18 protein-coding genes and 2 rRNA genes (1 of these 20 only partly in view) are annotated in these 21725 nt (G+C 47.7%); 6 read left to right on the top strand and 14 right to left on the bottom strand.

All coding sequences use genetic code 11. The features are described from left to right. Positions 1–9: 9 nt before the first annotated feature. The 10 genes from AC0L4K_RS00620 to AC0L4K_RS00575 form a co-directional block, all read right to left on the bottom strand. Positions 10–1101 carry an ABC transporter substrate-binding protein gene (locus AC0L4K_RS00620; RefSeq protein ID WP_473267874.1) on the bottom strand — a complete coding sequence of 364 codons (1092 nt, stop codon included), beginning with the start codon at positions 1099–1101 and terminating at the stop codon, positions 10–12. Then, on the bottom strand, positions 1101–1424 hold the full coding sequence (locus tag AC0L4K_RS00615; protein ID WP_473267873.1) for a hypothetical protein: 324 nt from the start codon (positions 1422–1424) through the stop codon (positions 1101–1103). The genes AC0L4K_RS00620 and AC0L4K_RS00615 overlap by 1 nt, the downstream gene beginning before the upstream one ends. After that, a complete protein-coding gene (locus AC0L4K_RS00610) occupies positions 1421–2251 on the bottom strand; it encodes an ABC transporter substrate binding protein (RefSeq protein WP_473267871.1) in 831 nt (276 codons plus the stop codon). Before AC0L4K_RS00610 ends, AC0L4K_RS00615 begins: the two co-directional genes overlap by 4 nt. 73 nt (positions 2252–2324) lie before the next feature. Next, positions 2325–3350, bottom strand: coding sequence for a hypothetical protein (locus AC0L4K_RS00605; protein WP_473267870.1), 1026 nt, complete (start codon positions 3348–3350; stop codon positions 2325–2327). A gap of 41 nt (positions 3351–3391) precedes the next feature. Continuing rightward, positions 3392–3901: a hypothetical protein gene (locus AC0L4K_RS00600; RefSeq protein ID WP_473267869.1), complete on the bottom strand. Its 510-nt coding sequence runs from the start codon at positions 3899–3901 to the stop codon at positions 3392–3394. Positions 3902–3905: 4 nt separating this feature from the next. After that, positions 3906–5564, bottom strand: a complete 1659-nt coding sequence (locus tag AC0L4K_RS00595; protein WP_473267868.1) for an MFS transporter — start codon at positions 5562–5564, stop codon at positions 3906–3908. Continuing rightward, positions 5561–6700 (bottom strand): diaminopimelate epimerase, encoded by a 1140-nt coding sequence (gene dapF, locus AC0L4K_RS00590; protein ID WP_473267867.1) that lies wholly within the window; start codon positions 6698–6700, stop codon positions 5561–5563. The genes AC0L4K_RS00595 and dapF overlap by 4 nt, the downstream gene beginning before the upstream one ends. Before the next feature lie 353 nt (positions 6701–7053). After that, on the bottom strand, positions 7054–8541 hold the full coding sequence (locus tag AC0L4K_RS00585; RefSeq protein WP_473267866.1) for a PhnE/PtxC family ABC transporter permease: 1488 nt from the start codon (positions 8539–8541) through the stop codon (positions 7054–7056). Continuing rightward, positions 8528–9178, bottom strand: a complete 651-nt coding sequence (locus AC0L4K_RS00580) for an ATP-binding cassette domain-containing protein (protein WP_417228340.1) — start codon at positions 9176–9178, stop codon at positions 8528–8530. The genes AC0L4K_RS00585 and AC0L4K_RS00580 overlap by 14 nt, the downstream gene beginning before the upstream one ends. Before the next feature lie 5 nt (positions 9179–9183). Then, complete coding sequence (locus AC0L4K_RS00575; RefSeq protein WP_473267865.1) at positions 9184–10041, bottom strand: putative selenate ABC transporter substrate-binding protein; 858 nt, start codon at positions 10039–10041, stop codon at positions 9184–9186. A gap of 254 nt (positions 10042–10295) precedes the next feature. On the opposite strand from AC0L4K_RS00575, the gene AC0L4K_RS00570 reads away from it, so the two are divergent. The 5 genes from AC0L4K_RS00570 to AC0L4K_RS00550 all read left to right on the top strand — a co-directional run bounded on the left by AC0L4K_RS00570 (position 10296) and on the right by AC0L4K_RS00550 (position 18126). Continuing rightward, entirely contained in the window at positions 10296–10907 is a 612-nt protein-coding gene (locus AC0L4K_RS00570; RefSeq protein WP_473269185.1) for a LysE family translocator, read from the top strand. Positions 10908–10958: 51 nt separating this feature from the next. Then, positions 10959–12098 carry a methyltransferase gene (locus tag AC0L4K_RS00565; protein ID WP_473267864.1) on the top strand — a complete coding sequence of 380 codons (1140 nt, stop codon included), beginning with the start codon at positions 10959–10961 and terminating at the stop codon, positions 12096–12098. Positions 12099–12337: 239 nt separating this feature from the next. Continuing rightward, entirely contained in the window at positions 12338–14452 is a 2115-nt protein-coding gene (locus AC0L4K_RS00560) for a TonB-dependent receptor plug domain-containing protein (protein WP_473267863.1), read from the top strand. 208 nt (positions 14453–14660) lie between these two features. Further along, positions 14661–15383 carry an ABC transporter substrate-binding protein gene (locus AC0L4K_RS00555; RefSeq protein WP_473267862.1) on the top strand — a complete coding sequence of 241 codons (723 nt, stop codon included), beginning with the start codon at positions 14661–14663 and terminating at the stop codon, positions 15381–15383. A gap of 46 nt (positions 15384–15429) precedes the next feature. Further along, positions 15430–18126: an ATP-binding protein gene (locus AC0L4K_RS00550; protein WP_473267861.1), complete on the top strand. Its 2697-nt coding sequence runs from the start codon at positions 15430–15432 to the stop codon at positions 18124–18126. Here the strand turns inward: AC0L4K_RS00550 and AC0L4K_RS00545 are convergent. Then, entirely contained in the window at positions 18123–18497 is a 375-nt protein-coding gene (locus tag AC0L4K_RS00545; protein ID WP_417228347.1) for a hypothetical protein, read from the bottom strand. The genes AC0L4K_RS00550 and AC0L4K_RS00545 overlap by 4 nt on opposite strands. Positions 18498–18504: 7 nt before the next feature. Continuing rightward, positions 18505–18984 (bottom strand): DUF2489 domain-containing protein, encoded by a 480-nt coding sequence (locus AC0L4K_RS00540; RefSeq protein WP_417228348.1) that lies wholly within the window; start codon positions 18982–18984, stop codon positions 18505–18507. Positions 18985–19111: 127 nt separating this feature from the next. On the opposite strand from AC0L4K_RS00540, the gene AC0L4K_RS00535 reads away from it, so the two are divergent. Then, positions 19112–19339, top strand: a complete 228-nt coding sequence (locus AC0L4K_RS00535; protein WP_473267860.1) for a hypothetical protein — start codon at positions 19112–19114, stop codon at positions 19337–19339. A gap of 42 nt (positions 19340–19381) precedes the next feature. Here the strand turns inward: AC0L4K_RS00535 and rrf are convergent. Then, positions 19382–19497, bottom strand: a 5S ribosomal RNA gene (gene rrf, locus AC0L4K_RS00530). Positions 19498–19660: 163 nt separating this feature from the next. After that, a 23S ribosomal RNA gene (locus tag AC0L4K_RS00525) occupies positions 19661–21725 on the bottom strand; it runs 828 nt beyond the window's last position.

Below are 21725 nucleotides of genomic sequence, written 5' to 3'. Positions count from 1 at the left end.
AGATTCAGACTAATTCCGTTTATTGTTTCTCTGTTTTTCACCAACAGAAGCGGGACTTGATCCATGCAAAATATGACTCGCCACACCGGATAATATTTTTCCCTCGCGCTGATAACCTTCAATTTGCGACAAACTCATAAGATAGCCCATTTTCACCTCACGTTGTCCGTACTGTGAAAAGGTCGGAATGCTGTTTTGGTTAGCGATGTGAACTAACTGCGGAATGGTGTCATTGTTAACGCCCCCTTGGGCGGTCACATAGATAGCGTCAACCTGCCCCGCTAATGCCTGGAAGCAACCAATAACGGATGTGTTAGCGGCTAATTGATCATTCACATCGCTCTGAGTAAAACAACTGACCACCTTAAAATCACGTTCTTGTGCTAGCCGATGGATAAGCTCAATGGATGCATAACTACTCCCTTCGAGGGTATTTTCATAGGCCACTCCGAGTGTTTTAAAACCAATAAGGTCGTGAAATAACGCTACCTGTCGCTCATAATGTTGCGGGTCTTCGCTAACATAAAGATGGGGATAAAGAGAACCTTGCTCAGTCAGCAACCCAATACCACGAGGATCGCTGACCGACATGACGATGGTGGGCACTCGGTGATCATCCGTTGCCATATCCATACCGGCCCAAGTGCCCATCGCTAACAGCAGGTCCACCTCGTGGTTATGACGTAACCGCTCGAGCACCTTTGGGCGCAATAATTCGCGATCATGGCGATCCCACTCCGGGCTATAAAAACCATCGGCTAAAAAGGTCAGATAATCGCTCTGGGCATGATCCACCAGCCAACGCCACAATTGCGCCGTAGTTGAATATTCTGAGGGAATCGTTGCAGGCGAGATCCACCCCTGCGCCATCAATCCTTCGGTCGTAGCTTTTAAATATTGGTAATAATCGTAATACTCGCCGCCCTGATAGTAGGCGACACGCCACTTCTCCCCCTGATTTAAAACAGGGCTCTGCTCATTACCAGCCTGAAGCGGCATTGAGATCACAAACAACAGCATGGCGGATAAACACCAACCCGCCAATGCCTGCGTTATCCGCAGGATCTGAAGCTTAAGGCCGATCTCGTTCCAAGCGGCCATCAGTCTGCCGGGATGTCCCGGTAAACCTCATCAGCGGCACCCAACAACAGCAACGGCGGGTTAAAACCAACAATTTCTGCGGTTTTCAGGTTTACCGCCATACGCGGTGGCTCTTCAAAAAACTGTGCTAACTGATTAGGCTTTGCGCCGTTAAATACCTTGGCAAAGGTTTGTGCATGAAACTCACCGACATAACGAAAACCCGCTTGCGACAAACTCAATAAAAAGCCTTTGCGCACTTCATCTGCGCCTGACTGCGAAAACGTAGGCACGCCATTGTCATTAGCAATTTTCACCAAGGAGGCAATACTCTGTTCATTCACCCCCCTTGAACCGTTACATAGATGGCATCCACTTGCGGTGCTAATTCGCGAAAACATTTCTCGACACTCGCTTCAGCCACCGTCATATCGCTGATATCACTCTGGGTATAACAGCGAACAATATTAAAGCCACGTTCAGCGCTTAGTTTTTCAACTACATCTAACGCCGCATAACTGCGACCGTTGTCTGAATTTTCATAAGCCACACCTAAATTTTTAAAACCAACAATATCGTGGAACACCCTCACCTGACGATCATAGCGATTGGGGTCAACCGTGGCGTGGATATGGTCATAGCCGGAGTCTGCTACACTTTTGATAATACCCGTCGCTAAAGGATCACTAGTTGATAACACCATGGTCGGCGTATCATGACGATCATTCGATAGCGCTTTGCCGGCGAGCGTTCCCATAGCGATCATCAAATCCAGGTCATGCTGGTTAAGGCGTTTGATAACCTTATCAGTCACGCCATCAAGCTTGCTTTCATCCCAATGCGCGGAATAATGGGCATCGGGCACAAACTCAATATAATCACTAGGCACTTTATTCAACCACTGCCATAACTGAGCGGTCTGCTCGCCAGGCTGTGCCGGAATCTCGGTTTTATCGATCCAGCCAAGCGCCATTAGCCCTTTAACTGTTTCGGTCAGCACTTTCTGATAATCGATATACTCGCCACCTTCAAAGTAACCAATGCGCCAACGTTCGCCGTTGTTCATGACCGGAGCTGTTGCAAAAACGCCCTTATCAGCAGCACCTGCGACAGCAAAAGGTATCATTAACATACAGAGCCATACCGTACACAGGCTCTTAATAAAACGCATAACTCACTCCTATTCGATTAACTAAACCATACACTATTTTATACGCTTGTTTGAATTCTAATGACATTCAACTTCATTGTCTCAAAATAACTTTATCTAACAAATACTTGTGTTGATCTATCATCAGAGATACTCGGCTCTGTGAATCCATTTTTTGAGGCATAAGATCCGCAGTGGTTTCAGCCAGCGAAGCATAATGAGCATCGCGCAGCGAGATGGTACGGATAAAAGCAAGTTCGGTCGCCGTTATGGCACCGCTAGCCAAAATTTCTAGCACCCCTGCTGGTAACAACGCACCAGCTTGCTCAACCATTACCGCTTGCATCCCTGACAAATAACCATCAGTACAACATTCTGCCAGTATTGCGGCAATATCCAAACGGTCATATTGACGTAACACGGCGATCACTCCAGCTTGCATTTGTGGCAGATACTCAGCCTGATAATAGCCACCTAAGCAGGTAACTCCCCGCGCCAGCGCAATCACCAGAAAACAACCAAACACCGAAGGAAGTAGCCGCCCCTCTTCAATCGCTTGTATTAATGCTTTTGAATTTATATGAAACTGAGACTCATTACCATTATCATCACACCCTTGTAACATGAGTACTCCTGCTACAGAGGCCAGCATTAACGGAATCCGCCGTTGGCGTTGATCAACCCCCCAAAAGCAAAAGGTACCACAACCCGATGTTTTCAAAGGTTCAGCCCCCCGCCTATCAGCCCAGCGCTGTTGCAGCTGCTGATCATTCCAGCAACCGCCTACACCATCCAATTGTCGGTAGAGCTCACTGATCATGGGCATGGCAAATAACACCGATACTAAACTTTCACTATTCGATAGGTCTTTAAGAAACAACCCCTCAGCCAGTGTTTCAAGTTCAATAGTAATCAGTTCAGGCATCATAGCAGATGGACAAAACAGACGGCTCCAGATCCGCTGATTTAAGATCACAGACTGGGCAGAGTAGCCCGGTTTAGATAACACGTCCTCAGCCATATACTCCGTTTCCAACACATCCAACAAGCACTCAAGGGAGGCAGTATTTTGTCCAATCTCGATCAAGCGACGAACCTGCTTTGCCGCCTGCTGCAACATCGGTCGATCAAGCCCTTTAACTCGAGCAACCGGCTGTCGCCTCAGCTTATTGGAAAAAAAGGGATCCGTTGTGGCCAACTCTGCTGAGGATCACTGGCATAAAGCAGTGCTCCTCGGGGGTAGGTCAAATTGTCCAAAGGAATGTTGGCACATGAAAATACAGGGATAGTGCATATACCCGGTACCTGTTGTTTCGCTATGCCAAACAGAAAGCTGCCCTGCACCGATTGAGCGAAGAAATCCACCCCATGATGGTTGGCAGTCAGTGCCACCGGGTGCTGCAACAGATCTAATGCCGCCTGCTTAGCCAGCGAATCGCCTAACAGCGGCATCAGATACTGCTCAACGACGCCAGCTAGGTCATCACGAGACTGAAAACTAACCGGACTGATGCAACAGATACTGGTTAAGTACTCTAATAAGGATTGCTGACCCGCACTCGATAACACCCGCTCAATTACCGAGGCACGAACCGCTACCGACTGAAGTAACGCCTCCAGTCGTGCCTCTGGCGTTGCGCCGCAGGCCGGGTTACGTTTCTCACTCAACATATGACTATTGCCGCCCGGTCGATTTAATCGATTCAGCCGTCTGGCGAGGCGTCCAGCTCAATAGCGCGAAGAGTGCCGCCGTCAGCAGATAGGCTAGGCCAAACAGCATCACCCCAAACTCAATATCGGTCATGGCAATAATTGCCGCAAAAATAACCGGCCCAAGCATTTGTCCAATACGACTGCTGGAACGGAAGATTCCCATCGACTTACCTTCACCATAGGCAGCGGTTACAGGTTGATTTAAAACAAAGGCACTCTGTGCAGAAAGCACTAAACAATTGGACAATCCGAGCAACAGAATCGCAAGCGTAACGGCGATCACACCATCCAACACACTAAAGACTAAAAAAGCAGCGCCGCCCAACAAACACCCTAAAATAATAGGCAACCGTTTCGTGTCACTCTGATCGGCAAAACGACCAATAGCAGGGCCGCAGAGCGCAAGCACAACCCCAAACAGCATTAACACTTGACCGATAGCCGCATCATTCACGCCAGCACGATTCAGATAAACCGGACTAAAGTAATTAAGAAAGCCAACCACCGCTATCGAGGCAGGCATACTACTGAATAAAATCGCCGCCAAAACCTGCCGGTCACGGAGGAAACGCCAAAAAGCCGCCGACTGTTTCGGTTTTTCTGGGGCAAGAAATCTAGGTACAGCCTTTAGTTCAGCGGCCGATGGCTTTAATAACACCACCGCATATATAACTACGCTGAATACAATCAACGCACCTAAGAGAAAAACCGGCCCGTAACCAAACTGATCGGCTAAAACAGCACCGGTAGCCGCACCGCAAATACTGCCGGAATAAAGCCCAGCAAAGAGATGAGCCAAACCGCGAGACTTATTCGTTTTATCGGTATGACGAATCACATACCCTTGGGAAGCGAGCAGTGTTAAGCCATAACCAAATCCCAGCACCCCACGGGAAAGAATGAACTGCAACGCATCAGGTGCCAGCCAGGAATACAAACACCCCACTCCCGTTAAGCCTAAGCCGCAATAGAAAGGAGCTTGCCAGCCCCGTCGATCCAACCAGACACCACAAAAAAGAATCGCGAGGCCAACACAGAAAAACTCCACTGAGATCGGCAGACCGATCAATATCTCCGCACTGATGCCACTAAAGCGCTGAGGCAATGTCTCCATATGTAACGGAATAAATGCCATCGACAGGTCGATGCCAAATAAAAATAGGAATATCGCCGGGCGCATCTGTTTATAGCGTTCAGAACCTGCGGGTATCAATCGACAGCGACTCTGCTGTAATACCGCCAACTCTAGCGCAATCAGCAAGCTAATTAAGAGAATGCTCGCCAGATCAAACAGATTCAACGCCTGATAACCAAAGCTGAAATGCTGTAAGCAAAGTATCCCGAGCGCGGCACCACTGAGCCCCATCATCAGCCGACTAATACCCTTACCACTCAACGGATCCCTTTTATGACGAAAAACCTGAATCCCGAGCAAGCAGCTCAGCGAAACCAGTGCTGCATAGCCCCCCCAGCTGGCTATCTCACTCAGATCCACCTCAACATCAGCCCGCTGATACGCGGCAAATAGCAGAAAAACGGCCATCATCAGGATGCAGATCAACTGTAAGCTGCCCGCTAGAAATAATCGCTGAGCCGAGTTAAACACGGTGCCGCGATTCATGTTATCACTCCATCATCGCTCATCGAGATAGCCATCATTGGATCACCGACTGGTTGATCCGCTAACAGACGGTAGACACCGTCAAATAGCATCACAGGATGACTGGACAGAGACCAGCCAGCATCATTGAGATGTATACGAATCCGCGCTTGATCATCATGCCACCGGCAACGGTGAGGTAAAATATCAATCTTTCCCGAGTTTGATTGATTAAAGTGACGATAAACATAGGCTACCGCCAGCGCTCCGGTGCCACAGGCCAACGTTTCACGATTAATACCCCGCTCGAAACAACGATTTTCGATCACTCCATCGCTTTGTCGGCGCGCCAAATTAACATTAATCCCTGCGGGGAACTGCGCCTGATAATGATGATTCAGATACTGCCCGATATGCTCCACCAGCCAAGTACCAAAACTTTCACGACGATCTTTAACTGGCCACGATTCTGAAGGGCTAAAAATATAATCCGCTAATTCCGGTATCGAAAAGTCGGTATCTGGGAAGATGACCAAATGGGGTTCTCCGGTAAAGACCAGATGAGCTTTCATCTGCAACTCGGGAGAGCCACTCACGTTGCGAAGGTCGCCGACCCGGAACTGGATGCTTATCTGTGAATAAAGATCAATTGTCTGGCTGTGAGGGATCTCTTGTCCACCCAGCGCTAACTCATTAGGTGTGCGGCGGGGATGACCTAGATTCACCCAACCACCGAATGGATCACTCTGCGCCCCAATTTGAATAACCTTGGGCTGCGCCAGTGGCACTTCGGTCAAGATAGATGCCGCTGAAATGCCGTGTTTGTTGAGTAGATGACCGGCCACACACAACAAACCATTGCCACAGCAAAGAGCTTCTTCGCCATCAGGCTCAAACATACGGAACAGATAATCAGCTTGATCGGCATTAGGCAGCACAGGCCAATAACCTCGATCCTCCGCTATAGATGTTAGTACTTCAGGTGTGCAGCGCTGAATAACCAGCAGATTATCGCACCCAACACCAAAACTGGTATTAGTTGCTTGAAAGGCGAAGCGTGACATATCCGCTTCTGAGAGTTGTGAATGTTCCGTTTCATCAACGATTACAAAGTTATTGCCGCATGACGTGTATTTCACAAACGGAACGAGTTTCATAGCAGGCTTCCGATCGTATTGGTTAGATATATCAGAATCTATGATCTATAAGAGTTAACGCACAGACATACCAGCAAGACGGCGAACAAAAGAAGCGATTCGACACTGGCTGTCATGGTGCTAATGACATCAACTCAAAACAACAGAAACCAGACTAACAAACACTTGTTTTAAATTATTATTTGAACCGCAATCTACCATCGACTCACCTACGAAATCAAATGCCGCCTGCTAGTCGACCAACAGAAAACATTGGAATCGTAACCGCATCAGATTTATTTAAGTCGAGCTAACGATAGGTAATGCCTTGGTACTCAAGGTGAGAAGGTTTAGCCGCTAGAGGGAGGGAAAGCTTAGCGAGAAACTTTTTGCTGAATTCGACGGGCGATCATATCCACCATGATATTCATCATCGCCGCGATCAGAATCAGCAACAGAGCCACATCAAAACGGATCTCCTGAATCGCGCTATCAACAAAAAAACCGATAGTCTGAATACCGAGAATACCCAGAATCGCCGTTTCACGCATAATCACTTCCCAGCGATATAGCATAAACGACAAGAAAGCCGGATAGGTACGGGGTAGCAGTTCATAACAATAGCGATCTAGCCGCCTATCGGGAGCATCATGCCTCAACTTAATCTCATTACTATTACGTCCAGTTAGGTAACCGATCAACGCGCCATTATGGATCGCCAGCGCGATAACCGCCGGCAGCATCGAAGGCCCGAGTAACTGTAATAAAATATAAGCCAATAGATATTCAGGGGTAGACCGCGCGATCACCAGTAAAATATGGCCCGGTAACCGCCCGGTAGCACTAAAGCAGTGACGACTGATCAGCGGAAACAAACAGAGGGCAACGATACCGGTCACCGCGAGCGCCATCTGAGACAGCACCAATGTATTCCAGATGCCCGGTAACGCCTGTTGTAATAAAATATTGCTGCCCCAATCAGACAATGACGCCCAGCTTGGATCACTGGCGCGTAGCGGAGCCGGGACAATATCCTCGGAAAAGAAACGCCAAACATTGCCCCAGATAATCGGCATCCCCTCTCCCATAAAAAAGGGAGAACCAACAATAAAGACAGGCAGTGTCCAACGTCGCAGCCAAAGTTTTTTCGTTGCCACTAGCAGGTAAAACAGTATCAATAACGCCGCAACTTCGGGGTAATACCCCTGAGAAAACGATGACTCAAGATAATAACCCAGCGTAGGTAAGCCAACAAAACCCAAGATTGCGCTACTGCGAATACCGCATTCAAGACGATAAGAGGTATAACTCACCAGATGCGGCCAAGCTAGGGGTAACCGGGTATACAGTAGCGCACTTAAATAGCCAGTGCGTGCAGGAAGAGCCTGTTCCGGTTGCTTTGCTACCTGATCAAGAATTTCAGCAAACATGCGGGCAAAAATACCCGAATATGGCACGGCGATCGCCAGTAAACCCGTTAACGGATGAAGACCAAAAAACTGTAAGAAAATCAGTGCCCAGAATAGCTCATGCACCGAGCGCATCAATGCGCAGAGACCGCGCATTAATGGGTGATGGAAAGCCAAGGCCAGTATAAAGCCACAAACAACCGCCAACGACACGCCACCAAAGGCGAACGCCAAAGTCGCCAATAACGCCTCTATGACAATATCAAAAGCCATCATCTGCGGCGAAATAAAGCCCTGCAGCAAGCGTCCCAAATCAGTCCAAGGATCAAGACTAGAGATGTCCATATCGGCAAAAGGGATGCACAACAACGCCAGCAGGATAAACCACAGACCGATACGCACGCCCCGAGGCCAATGATAGTTTGAGTTCACCATGGATTTAGTAGAACGCATTCAATGCACTGATCGAGAGGCGTGCCGCAGGTTCGTCTAGCACCAAGGCACCATCCTGAATCGCAATAATTCGCTGACCATAGCGCAGCGCCCGCTCAACATCATGCAACGTAATCACCGCCGTATTGAAATGCTGATTCAATAAGGACATTACCCGATCCGCTTCCGGGCCATCAAGCGCTGACACAGGCTCATCCGCCAACAACACATCAGCCCCTTGATATAGGGCCCGTGCGACGGCGACCCGCTGCTGCTGACCACCGGATAGATCGGCCACAGCAGCAAAACATTTATCACTCAACCCTAACCGTTCGAGCAGTGGTGCTATTTCAGTCACCCGCGCCTTAGACGGCATCACTAGGTTACGCAGATTATGCAACGCACTATGACGCGATAAGCGGCCCATGTAGATATTATGGAATACGCTTAAACTGCCGACCAAGCCTAGCCCCTGAGGAATCAGGGCACATTCGGCACGGTTTTCACTATAGATATGATTAAGCAGTGTCGACTTACCACAGCCACTTTTACCCAACAGAATCAGATGCTCGCCAGTCCGAATTTCCAGACTGACAGGCCCCAGCACCGTTTGACCACCATACCCCAGAGAATCACTCTGGATCGTCAGTGCAGACATTGTGATTAATCCAGCAAGCCGACCTGCTTAGCGACAATGCGAACAGGCTCAAAATCATCATTCGAGGCAGGGATAAAGCCTGAACGTGGGAAACTGCTAAGTAGCTCGGGATCGGTCATTTTCAATAGAGCTTGTTGCACACGCTCTGAGAAGCCTTCGCCATAAATCGCATCCATATCGCCACGCAACGTCCACTGGTAATCAGGATAGGTTGGCGTTTCCCAGATGACGCTTACTTTAGAAGTATCAACTTTACCGTCAGCAACCGCCGCTTCCCAAACTTTGTAGTTCAACGCACCCAACTGATAAGCTCCCGATTCAACCAACGCAATCGTGCGCGAATGATTACCGCTATAACCGACTCGGCTAAACACTTCATCAGGGCTCTCTTTAAACTGCTCACGCAGATAATATTCAGGCATCAACCGACCAGAGGTCGACCCTTTAGAACCAAAAGTAAAGGTCAGGTCACGCACCGACTCTGGTAAGCTATCAGCAGGCTTGAGCCTAGTACTCGTGTTGGCAATAAAGAATGATTTAAACTCAGGATCTTCAATACCCTGCGCTAGGGCGATGGAACCGGGCACTAATTCCCGTGCTTTTACACCGGACAAACCACCGAACCAAGCTAGCTGCACCTGATTATTGCGGAATGCTGTAATCGTTGCCGCATAGGACTTAACCGGGACAAAACGCACCTCGGTTTGCAGCTCCGCTTGTAAATAGTCTGCCACTTTCTGAAAGCGTTGCTTCAGCTGGGTTTCATCCTGATCGGGGATAGCCGTAAAAACAAACACCGGAGCGGCATTCACCGCACCCGCCAGCAACATCAGTAACAATCCACGCACTAGATTCCTGAACATTTTCATTCCTGCAGCAATTGGTAAAATTTTGGGCGGCCATTTTCGCACAATAGCCCTAAAAAATGCAGTTTATTTGATAAACATCGCTTAAATAACCCGGTAGACCGATAGTCGGTTCGATTATCCTCAGCGTCACAGGACAGCTAACAAGCATGCCTTACCTGCCAATAAGCCCGTGTAAACGTTAACCATATAGCCTCCAACCAGCACAGCAGGTAAACTGCGGCTTCACTCCCTTTTCCTGTGAGACAATGATGTCTTTCGAAAGCGCCGCGACTTTTTTTATCGCTATTTTTATTTTTGGTATCACTCCAGGTCCCGGCGTTTTTGCCATTCTAGCGAAAGCCATGGTGGAAGGTAGTCGTCGATGTTTTATGTTGGCATTCGGTATGGTGGTCAGCGATATTATTTACCTGACCCTCGCTTGCTTAGGCCTCGCGACTATTGCTGAACATTGGGGAGAACTCTTCACGCTAATACGCTGGGTCGGTGCTGCTTACCTTATCTGGTTGGGCATTAAGCTGTTTACCAGCCAACCCACACTGGCCACATCAGCACCGACAACGCGCCGCTCGTCATTGGAATTTATACAAGGCTTTTTGATTTCAGCATCCAACCCTAAAGTCATTCTATTTTATATCGCCTTTCTCCCGACATTTATGGATCTTAGCCGTCTTAACGGCAATGATATTTTGCTAGCGGCGGGGCTCACGCTTATCGCGCTTATGCTGGGCTTGATGCTCATTGCCTACGGTGCTCACTGGGCTAGCAAGCGCTTACAATCCGCCAAAGCCACTAAACGACTTAATCAATCCGCTGGCACGATTATGATCAGTGCCGGTGTTTTTCTGGCCACACGGCGTTAATTCTTTATAATCGGCCAGCAATAACTCGAACCCTCAACATACAGGATTACAATGGAAACCCTTGTCGTTCCCCAAGGCACCTTTTCACTGTCACGCTATCCAGTACGTCAGCAGGAAACTCTGCGCGCCTGGGATGCGGCCGATGAATACCTACTCAATTATCTGTTCGACCAGCAGTTGCTCACGATTGATAGCCGAGTTTTGTTATTGAACGATAGCTTTGGTGCTCTCGCCTGTGCCCTCGCCGATTATCAGACTCTCTCGGTTAGTGATTCATTTATTGCCCAACAAGGGATGCGCAATAACCTTAAGTTAAATCAACAGAATCCCGATGCGGTGCTATTTCATCATTCGTTGATGGATTATGGTACTTCCGATAAGCCCTATAATATTGTGCTATTAAAGATCACCAAAAGCCTCGCTCAGTTGGAAGATCAGTTACATCGGATTAGACCCTATGTGGATGAAAATACGATAATCATCGCCGCGGGGATGGTTAAGGCGATTCATCGCTCAACACTACAACTGTTTGACACCATTATTGGCCAGACCACAACATCACTGGCGCGAAAAAAAGCCCGGCTTATTTTTAGTACGTTTAACCCAGCACTCACACCACCTGAAAACAACTACCCCAAATCATACCCATTAGAAAACACCCCCTATCAGATTCTCAATCACGCTAATGTTTTTTCTCGAGAAAGGCTCGATATTGGCACCCGCTTCCTGATCGAACACCTACCCGTCGATCAGCGCTATCAACGAATTGTCGATCTAGGCTGTGGCAATGGTATTGTCGGGCTGATGGCAGCAACCGCTAACCCAAACGCAACGATTAGTTTTGTTGATGAATCTTATATGGCGGTCGCCTCCGCCAAGGCTAACTTTAAAAATGCATTCCCGGATCGTACTGCTGAATATTCGGTCACCGACTGTTTAAATGGCATCTCCCCTGCCAGTTGTGACCTGGTATTAAATAATCCGCCATTTCATCAGCAAAATGCGATCGGTGACTTTATTGCTTGGCAGATGTTTAACGAATCTAAAACTGCGTTGAAGCAGGGCGGCGAACTCTGGGTTATCGGTAATCGTCATCTGAATTATCATATTAAACTTAAAAAACTCTTTGGCTCTTGCGAAACCATCGCGAGTAATAAAAAATTTGTGGTTCTCAAAGCGATCAAAAAATAACATTTGCGTCTAAATGCGAATCGACCGAGATGTCGATATCCGGTATATTTAACGGCATTACTCTCCCTGATTAATGCCGGGTGTATGTTTACAGGGCAAGTAAACATAACGAAGTCCTGCATATGTTTTGGATAATCAAACTTATCGTTGCGTTATCCAATACCGTACTGAAAGGGTTTTTTGTTATCTAGGTTGATACACGGATTTTATCTAACCTACCCATAGGTAAAACCACGGCCATGCTATTTCTTGATTTTCGCAGAACCCTTCACGGTCTGTTTGTCACAACACTGTTATGCCCTATTCCCGCACTCAGTTCAGAACTCGATGTGTTATCAGAAGTGGATTACTTGGCCGACCTACCTGTCACTTTTTCCGCGACACGACTACCTCAAACCCTAAGTAAAGCGCCAGCATCCGTGACGATCATTGACCGCCGAATGATCAACGCCTCTAGTGCGACCAGCATTTCAGAGCTATTTAGACTCGTACCGGGTATGCAGTCCTATCATACTGGCACTAATACCTCTGCCGCGGCTTATCATGGCATGAGTAATAAGTTTCCTTCACGTATGGAAGTGATGATTGATGGGCGATCGATCTATATCCCATTATTTTCCACGGTCGTTTGGGACACACTCCCTATTACCATCGCTGATATTGAACGCATTGAAGTTATAAGAGGCACCAACACCGTAACCCAAGGCTCTAATGCCTTCCTTGGCGCAATCAATATTATCACTCACACGCCGCTCAGTGATCAGTCAGATTTTATCCAGTACACCCATGGCGAATTCAATACCCGTAACATTCAGGCGGAACATAATCAAAAAACCGCCAATGGACATTACCGTGTTTCAACCGGCATCTTAGGTAATGATGGCAATACCTTTGCCAATGATGCGCAGGACCCCTACTTGAAGCGTTATATTAGCTTTGAAGGCACTATCTCACCAACATTACTCGATACCATTACTCTTGATTTGGGCTATACAGAAGGCTACAGCTCGGTTGGGGACATCAGTGCAAAACCTAACTGGGACTTCCACCGCAGGGAATTTGAAACAAATTTTCAACAAATCAACTGGTCTCACATTCTCAATGGTTCCGCTGAACTCAAAGTGAGTTATGCCCATTCTGTCAATAATTTTGATGCCCGGCAGCTAACCGCTGCAGAGGTTTCAAAGTTAATACGGCAACCCTTAATTGTTGCTCAAGCGCTGATAGATACCAACCCGCCGGCATTAGTCACAACGGAAACAGGTAACGTTAAGCAGCATGACCTAGAAATCACACTAAAACAGCAACCCACGTTCAACTCTCAGCTGATATCCGGTATCGCTTACCGAGCCGGCAGTGCCCAAAATCGTCAATTACTGAATACCGATGAATGGGTAAAAGAGGAAAGCGCACGCTTATTTACTAACTGGGAATATTCAGGGTTTAACGACTGGACCCTCAATACCGGTGCCTTGCTCGAGCATATCAGCAACAGTGCTACCCGCATATCTCCTCGTGTAGCGGCTAATTATCAGTTATCAGAACACAGCTCGATAAGAACATCTGTCAGCCGAGCTTACCGAATGCCTTCTCTGCTAGAAGCCAATTTTGAACGGGTTATCTATATTCCCGCGCCCTATTCCAGTGTGTTTGGCGAGGTCTATGACTATGAATTTTTAGCCAATGAAGACCTTTCACCGGAAAAACTCGATTCGATAGACCTCGGCTTAATGATTAGTTGGCCTGAACAGCACTCACAATTGGATACCCGTATCTTTTATGAAAACATAAAGGACGGTATAACACCGAGTTACCAACTTCTCGATTCGACGATGCAAGCATCAGCGCCTTTGGATGATGTGTATCGCGCCTATATGAATCGCGCACAGTGGAGCAACCGCGGCATAGAGTTACAATACAAATATCAGTCTGATGCCAAACTCAAACCGTTACTTGTTTTAAATTATGGCTATATCGACAGCAACGGCTATCGCAACGATGGCAATCAAAATGGCAGTCCTACCGACATTATCGATCGCTTGGAAACTCGTAACCCCATGCATACCGCTTCGGCACTCGCCAGCATCACCTTACCTAGCAGGCTGCAACTTAGCTTAAGTCACTATTATCTAAGCGCGGTTCGTTGGCAAGAAGCCGTTAGCGATACCAGCCCACCCAATCCAAGCTATCACCGCACAGACCTTAAAATAGCCAAGGCTTTTAAGCTTTCACCCGAAAGTGATCTAAGTATTGCCCTGATAGTGCAGAACTTACTGGATAAACACTATTCAGAGTTTTATGCTGCAAACATGTTTGAACAACGAGCCTACCTACAAGCTCAGCTAAGCTTTTAAACTTCTGCTTGAACGGAATATGCTAAAAGCTACATGGGAAGTAGTCACTAAGATTAAACACCACTGTCAGACACTCTGTTTACTGATAGCATTTTTTCTCGTCTGCACTCCTGTAAAAGCCTCTGACGCATTGCTACTATTAAGTTCTGATAGCCCCGCATATCAAAATGTGGCCGCATCAATTATCAGCCAAGGTCCGGCTATCCGTATGGATACGTCATACCCGGACAACCTGACGGATAACACTGAAGAACACCTACGCTCTTATCGTCTGCTGATCGCTATCGGCAGTAAAGCCTCTGAATTTGCCATGCAGTTTGCTGCGCCAGATAGCATTATCCTTAGCACCTTTATCCCCAGCCAACGATATCAAGCACTTTCAGAAACATATGCGGCACAGCTTACGCAGAAAAGGGTGCGCAGCAGCGCTATATACCTTGATCAACCTCTAGAGCGGCAATTAAGACTGGCCACTCATATTATGCCCGGGATAAAAAAGCTGGGGTTCACACTTGGCCCAGACTCCCAATATCTACTTCCGCAATTAGAAACCGCTGCCGCCAAGATAAATATAACGCTCAAGTATCAGACTCTGACGCTTGAGAGCAACCCGATTCAACGTATTCAGCCCATTATGGAAAGCACCGATCTGTTTATGGTTATCCCAGACCAAAGTACGCTAAACAGAACCACCGCTAAGTGGCTATTATATATGTCGCTAAGAAACAAAGTGCCGCTCTTGGCATTCTCACAAAATTATGTCAAAGCGGGTGCGGTCGCCGCCTGTATAACCACGCCGGAAGATATCGGACGATACACCGCTGAGCAATTGCACCTAATCGTTGAAGGCACCGTCCCCCTCCCGCTCATAGCCCCTATTTTACGATTATTACTAATCCGCGGGTTGCAAAACAGCTCGGACTGCCAATAAAAACCGCAGATGCTCTCCAGCAAGCGATTATCGAGGATGAGTTACTGTGACGGACACAAAGAACAACCGCTATGGTATTCGCCAGCAAGTATTATTCATTACCCTTATTCCATTGGTGATAATGACGTTAATATTAGCCGGTTACTTTGTTTCGACCCGGGTTGATGACAACAAATCAGCCCTGATTGAGCGAGGTGAAACCATGTCACGACTGCTTGCCCAAGCTTCAGAGTTCGGTCTAGTCTCAGGTTTAACCCATCAATTAGCAGCCCTCAGTCAAGGACCGATACAAGAAGCCGATGTCGCAGATGTGATTTTTACCGACCTATCTGGAAATATACTCTACCGATCTGACACTTTCGAACTCAACCTCGAGCGCAAACTACAGCCAAGCCAATATTTAGGTACCGATATTTGGCTGTTTACCATGCCTGTCACCACCCAAGGCATTATCATTGGCGACTCTCCCGAAACGAAATCCCGCCAGATCGAACGGGAGCTATTAGGCTGGGTCTCTGTGGCAATGTCGACCACACCGATGCATCGTCGAGAAAATCAGATCGTCACTAATAGCCTGCTGATTTTACTGGGAGGCCTTATTGGCACTTTTATTATTGCCGCCCGCTTTGCAGAAACCCTAACAAAACCCATCATCAACCTAACATCTCTTGTTAAAAAACTTGAAACTGGAGAACTCGACGCTCGAGTAGAAACACAATCCTACGCTGAACTAGGGTCGCTAGAAAAAGGTATTAATCTACTCGCGGAACAGGTTCAAAGTTCGAAGCAAAAGCTCGAAAGTGAAATTCAGCAAGCGACAGCTCAACTACGTCACACGATGCAAGAGTTGACGGAGCAAAACGCTGAACTACAACAAGCGAGACAGCATGCCGATCAAGCAAATAAAGCCAAGGATAACTTCCTCGCCCAGATGAGCCATGAGTTGCGTACCCCGCTAACATCCATCCTTGGTTTTACCAATATGTTGAGACAAACCGATCTCAATTTTGAACAACAGGAACATTGTCGAATCATTAATCAAACTTCGACCATGTTGCTATCCATTATCGATGACATACTGGATTTCGCAAAGCTACAGTCTGACGCCATTAAACTGGAACAGATAACCTTCAACCCGGAACAGGTCGTTTTTGAAGCATTAGAAATGCAGTCACAGAGTGCTGCTGCTAAAGGTTTGGAGTTAGCCTATCAAGTCGATGAGGCGGCCTATTCAGACGTATTAGGCGACCCGACAAGGCTACGCCAAATAGCCACCAACCTGATTAGCAATGCGATTAAATTCACCGATTCAGGTCAGGTACTTGTCTTGCTGCAAGTGGAAAATGAAAACACGATAGAGAAAAAGATTCGCTTCTGCGTTAAAGATACCGGTATCGGCATCACCGATGAGCAACAAAAAGGGCTCTTTAATGCATTTGCTCAGGCAGACTCCTCCATCACCCGCCGATTCGGTGGAAGTGGCCTAGGGTTAGTCATTGTGCAGAAGCTCGTTGAGTTGATGCACGGAAATGTCACGCTCAGCAGTAAGCCAGCACGAGGCACTGAAATCTGTTGTAACTTTATCGTTAAAAAAGCGTCTGCTGAGCAGCCACAACAGATCGCCTACCCAAATCAAAGTGACGTGATTATTTTTGATCGCCATCCAGAAAGTCTTGAATCACTAAGCTTTATCACTCAACCCCTGGTATCAAAAGTACATGCTTGTGCAACACTTCAAGAGTTAGAAAAAGCCATTTCAAACACTCAAAGGGATTCATCAGCACTCATTTTTGGTCTAAGTGCCAACCCCGATATTGCGAAGCAACAAAAGCTTAAAATAGCGACCATATTTGCCTCATTTAAAGGCAATATACTGCTGTTAATGCCCGCATTAACAGGCAATCTGGATGAATTCGCTCACCTTGGAAAACAGCCTCATTTAACGATTAACAGCAAACCTTTACACCGCGAAATGCTGAGAAAATGGCTGGGATATACCCCAATTGATGACCATGAATTACTGCCTTTACACAATACGTCGTACCCCTTAGCCGACAAAACCGCTTTGATTGCCGAAGATAATGATTTTAACCGGTTGTTGTTAAGAAAAATTATTGAATCCGCCGGCGCCACCGTGTTTGAAGCCAGCAATGGCGCGCACGCCATCAAACGTATTCATGAGGTAGAGCCAGATATCGTTATCATGGATGTACATATGCCGATTATGGATGGCATTGAAGCAACCCAAGAGGTACGAAAAGACTTCCCAGAGATCCCGATTATCGCTTTAACCGCCGATGTTATCGCCAGCGAAGAACAGGCATTACGACAAGCAGGCATTAGCCAAATTGAATATAAGCCCATTAATGACACGAGACTGATCAAGTTACTGACAACCCTTTGTCACAAAAAAGCCTCCACAGCCACACTAGCGCTGGAGCCCCCCGCCTCACCCTCAAGCGATATCAACTTAGCACGATACCAGTTAAGTAAATCAGACCTTCATGAGGAGCTTACTACGCAAGTGAGTCGTTTAAGGCAGGCATTTAGCCAAAAGAATATTAAGGGGATACGAGATCACAGCCATCAGCTAACAGGGTTGGCAGGGCTGTGCGAACTGCCAGAACTTGAAAACTGCAGCATTGAACTAAATGAAGCCGCGAAGGCGGGTAAGATACGTGATGTGTGGCAGGTATTATGGCGCCTAGAACGCCTTATAACACACCAACAATACCTTGACTAAAAATCAACAGACAAGGGTGCATTACGAATAAAAAGATCAAACTCCTCCGCTACCTGCTTAATATAAGAACGCCCTTTAGCATCATACAGATAACCATTTAGACCCTGCCTTGCCTTAACACCCACCACCTCGCCCTGATCAAACTGATAACAACGTAGGCGGAATACTTCTAAATCAAGATCATGAGTCACGGGAGTATGCACAAACAGACTCCAAGCTTGTTCGTTCGTTGATCGGTCTTCAACCCCCTGCAGTAACCCTAACACATATTCTCGCTCGGGCCGGTAAGTTGGAGCACGGCCAAAAAGCAGCCCAACGACCAACAACATCAGAACAAAAAGGCAAACTAAAAAAACGACGACAAATTCCATCGGCACCTCAATGATAACGATTGAAGTCCTCAGCTAATAAAGACCTAGCGGCAGTGACAACCTGATCATTATAGTCTGATTCCAGTGTTTCCATATGGGCGATAAACTCGAGCTTCTCAGGGCCTTTCAGCTGCTTCCACGCAGCTAGGCGGGGGATATGCTTGCTCTGCTCAAAAACCTCGTTAAAAACGATGTACGCCTCTGACTGAGCCAACTGCGGATCTAAGTTATCAAGCAACACTTTACAGCGAATACTCGCCTCAGTTAACGGAATTTCTTCGTTAAGAATGGCGCGACTAATCACCTGCAAACTCTCAATTAAATGCAAACGATGCTTACTCACATCAGCCGCTATGCTCTGTAGTTTACGTTCAGTCTCGAGACGCTTTTGTTTCTGTTGTTGTAACAGACGCACAATATAGCTAACCAGACCAATAACAATCAGTAAGTTTAGTGCGATCAAAATATAAAGTGTTGTTTCAGACATTGATAATCCCAACAAAGTAAACAGCTAGACGCCTATCAAGCGACAAGAACATAGTGTCCGGTCAGTATAACAGCATGAAAGGAAAAATCGTGGTGATGATTGAAGCACCGGCTGATGGTTAGCTCTTATGCTGGCAAACAACATCTCCAAAACACCCGAAAACGAAAAAGCCCCGACCAAACTAATGATCGGGGCTGTCTCTTATTTGAAGCTTGGCGATGACCTACTTTATTCAGGCTTCGCCTTCACCCTCTCAGCACTGCGTGCTTCGGGGCCGCCGTCACACGCTCCGGCGTTCAACGCGCTGCGCGCTGTTGTCGCACACGCTCGATTCGGTCATAACATACCTACATAAAAAAACCCCTTGCACTCTGTGCAAGGGGTTATCTTATTAGGTGCTTGGCGATGACCTACTCTCGCATGGGGAATCCCCACACTACCATTGGCGCTAAGACGTTTCACTTCCGAGTTCGGTAAGGGATCGGGTGGTTCCATCTCGCTATGGTCGCCAAGCAAAACTGGTTGCTCTAACGATTGAACTAAACGATTTGTTAGTTCAAGCGTCATTAGAATCCTGTAACGGTGCTGCTTTGAGATGAGCTGTACAAGCTCTAATCCGTGTGACTTTTCAGTCGGTATCTTTCTTTATCAGCTTCCCAAACGCTTTTGGCGTTATATGGTCAAGCCTCACGAGCAATTAGTACTGGTTAGCTCAACGCCTCACAACGCTTACACACCCAGCCTATCAACGTCCTGGTCTTGAACGGCTCTTCAGGGGGCTCAAGGCCCCAGTGAGATCTCATCTTGAAGGGGGCTTCCCGCTTAGATGCTTTCAGCGGTTATCCTGTCCGAACGTAGCTACCGGGCAATGCCATTGGCATGACAACCCGAACACCAGAGGTTCGTTCACTCCGGTCCTCTCGTACTAGGAGCAACTCTTCTCAAATCTCAAACGTCCACGGCAGATAGGGACCGAACTGTCTCACGACGTTCTAAACCCAGCTCGCGTACCACTTTAAATGGCGAACAGCCATACCCTTGGGACCGGCTTCAGCCCCAGGATGTGATGAGCCGACATCGAGGTGCCAAACACCGCCGTCGATGTGAACTCTTGGGCGGTATCAGCCTGTTATCCCCGGAGTACCTTTTATCCGTTGAGCGATGGCCCTTCCATACAGAACCACCGGATCACTAAGACCTACTTTCGTACCTGCTCGACGTGTCTGTCTCGCAGTCAAGCGCGCTTATGCCTTTATACTCGATGCATGATTTCCGACCATGCTGAGCGCACCTTCGTACTCCTCCGTTACTCTTTAGGAGGAGACCGCCCCAGTCAAACTACCCACCACACAATGTCCTCGATCCCGATAAGGGACCTGAGTTAGAACCTCAATAGTACCAGGCTGGTATTTCAAGATTGGCTCCATCTGAACTGGCGTCCAGATTTCAAAGCCTCCCAGCTATCCTACACAAGTAATATCAAAGTCCACTGCGAAGCTATAGTAAAGGTTCACGGGGTCTTTCCGTCTAGCCGCGGATATACGGCATCTTAACCGCAATTTCAATTTCACTGAGTCTCGGGTGGAGACAGTGTGGCCATCGTTACGCCATTCGTGCAGGTCGGAACTTACCCGACAAGGAATTTCGCTACCTTAGGACCGTTATAGTTACGGCCGCCGTTTACTTGGGCTTCGATCAAGAGCTTCGCCGAAGCTAACCCCATCAATTAACCTTCAAGCACCGGGCAGGCGTCACACCCTATACGTCCACTTTCGTGTTTGCAGAGTGCTGTGTTTTTAATAAACAGTCGCAGCCACCTAGTATCTTCGACCGACGTAAGCTTAAGGAGCAAGTCCTATCACCCACATCGGCGTACCTTCTCCCGAAGTTACGGTACCATTTTGCCTAGTTCCTTCACCCGAGTTCTCTCAAGCGCCTTGGTATTCTCTACCTGACCACCTGTGTCGGTTTGGGGTACGATTTCTTGTTATCTGAAGCTTAGAAGTTTTTCCTGGAAGCATGGCATCAACCACTTCACCCAAAAGAGGGTTCGTCATCAATTCTCAGTCTTAAAAGGACCCGGATTTTCCTAAGTCCTAAACCTACAACCTTAAACACGGACAACCAACGCCGTGCTGGCCTAGCCTTCTCCGTCACTCCGTCGCAATAACAAAAAGTACAGGAATATTAACCTGTTTCCCATCGACTACGCTCTTCAGCCTCGCCTTAGGGGTCGACTCACCCTACCCTGATTAGCATTGGATAGGAACCCTTGGTCTTCCGGCGGGGGAGTTTTTCACTCCCCTTATCGTTACTCATGTCAGCATTCGCACTTCTGATACCTCCAGGATGCCTTACAGCTTTCCCTTCAACGGCTTACAGAACGCTCCTCTACCATGCCACAAGTGGCATCCGTAGCTTCGGTGTATGGTTTGAGCCCCGTTATATCTTCCGCGCAGGCCGACTCGACTAGTGAGCTATTACGCTTTCTTTAAAGGGTGGCTGCTTCTAAGCCAACCTCCTAGCTGTCTAAGCCTTCCCACATCGTTTCCCACTTAACCATAACTTTGGGACCTTAGCTGACGGTCTGGGTTGTTTCCCTTTTCACGACGGACGTTAGCACCCGCCGTGTGTCTCCCGTGATTGCACTCATTGGTATTCGGAGTTTGCATCGGGTTGGTAAGTCGGGATGACCCCCTAGCCGAAACAGTGCTCTACCCCCAATGGTGAGACACGAGGCG

Source organism: Amphritea sp. GJ51-11, assembly GCF_055808735.1.
The sequence above is the reverse complement of the archived record's forward strand: the minus strand, read 5'-3'. Positions and strand labels throughout refer to the sequence as shown.

What these genes read in the sequence shown, in the direction of transcription:
- AC0L4K_RS00620 (WP_473267874.1), bottom strand. Translation starts at nt 1,101, where the DNA reads ATGGCCGCTTGGAACGAGATCGGCCTTAAGCTTCAGATCCTGCGGATA.
- AC0L4K_RS00610 (WP_473267871.1), bottom strand. Translation starts at nt 2,251, where the DNA reads ATGCGTTTTATTAAGAGCCTGTGTACGGTATGGCTCTGTATGTTAATG.
- AC0L4K_RS00605 (WP_473267870.1), bottom strand. Translation starts at nt 3,350, where the DNA reads ATGTTGCAGCAGGCGGCAAAGCAGGTTCGTCGCTTGATCGAGATTGGA.
- AC0L4K_RS00600 (WP_473267869.1), bottom strand. Translation starts at nt 3,901, where the DNA reads ATGTTGAGTGAGAAACGTAACCCGGCCTGCGGCGCAACGCCAGAGGCA.
- AC0L4K_RS00595 (WP_473267868.1), bottom strand. Translation starts at nt 5,564, where the DNA reads ATGAATCGCGGCACCGTGTTTAACTCGGCTCAGCGATTATTTCTAGCG.
- dapF (WP_473267867.1), bottom strand. Translation starts at nt 6,700, where the DNA reads ATGAAACTCGTTCCGTTTGTGAAATACACGTCATGCGGCAATAACTTT.
- AC0L4K_RS00585 (WP_473267866.1), bottom strand. Translation starts at nt 8,541, where the DNA reads ATGCGTTCTACTAAATCCATGGTGAACTCAAACTATCATTGGCCTCGG.
- AC0L4K_RS00580 (WP_417228340.1), bottom strand. Translation starts at nt 9,178, where the DNA reads ATGTCTGCACTGACGATCCAGAGTGATTCTCTGGGGTATGGTGGTCAA.
- AC0L4K_RS00575 (WP_473267865.1), bottom strand. Translation starts at nt 10,041, where the DNA reads ATGTTCAGGAATCTAGTGCGTGGATTGTTACTGATGTTGCTGGCGGGT.
- AC0L4K_RS00570 (WP_473269185.1), top strand. Translation starts at nt 10,296, where the DNA reads ATGTCTTTCGAAAGCGCCGCGACTTTTTTTATCGCTATTTTTATTTTT.
- AC0L4K_RS00565 (WP_473267864.1), top strand. Translation starts at nt 10,959, where the DNA reads ATGGAAACCCTTGTCGTTCCCCAAGGCACCTTTTCACTGTCACGCTAT.
- AC0L4K_RS00560 (WP_473267863.1), top strand. Translation starts at nt 12,338, where the DNA reads ATGCTATTTCTTGATTTTCGCAGAACCCTTCACGGTCTGTTTGTCACA.
- AC0L4K_RS00555 (WP_473267862.1), top strand. Translation starts at nt 14,661, where the DNA reads ATGGATACGTCATACCCGGACAACCTGACGGATAACACTGAAGAACAC.
- AC0L4K_RS00545 (WP_417228347.1), bottom strand. Translation starts at nt 18,497, where the DNA reads ATGGAATTTGTCGTCGTTTTTTTAGTTTGCCTTTTTGTTCTGATGTTG.
- AC0L4K_RS00540 (WP_417228348.1), bottom strand. Translation starts at nt 18,984, where the DNA reads ATGTCTGAAACAACACTTTATATTTTGATCGCACTAAACTTACTGATT.
- AC0L4K_RS00535 (WP_473267860.1), top strand. Translation starts at nt 19,112, where the DNA reads ATGCTGGCAAACAACATCTCCAAAACACCCGAAAACGAAAAAGCCCCG.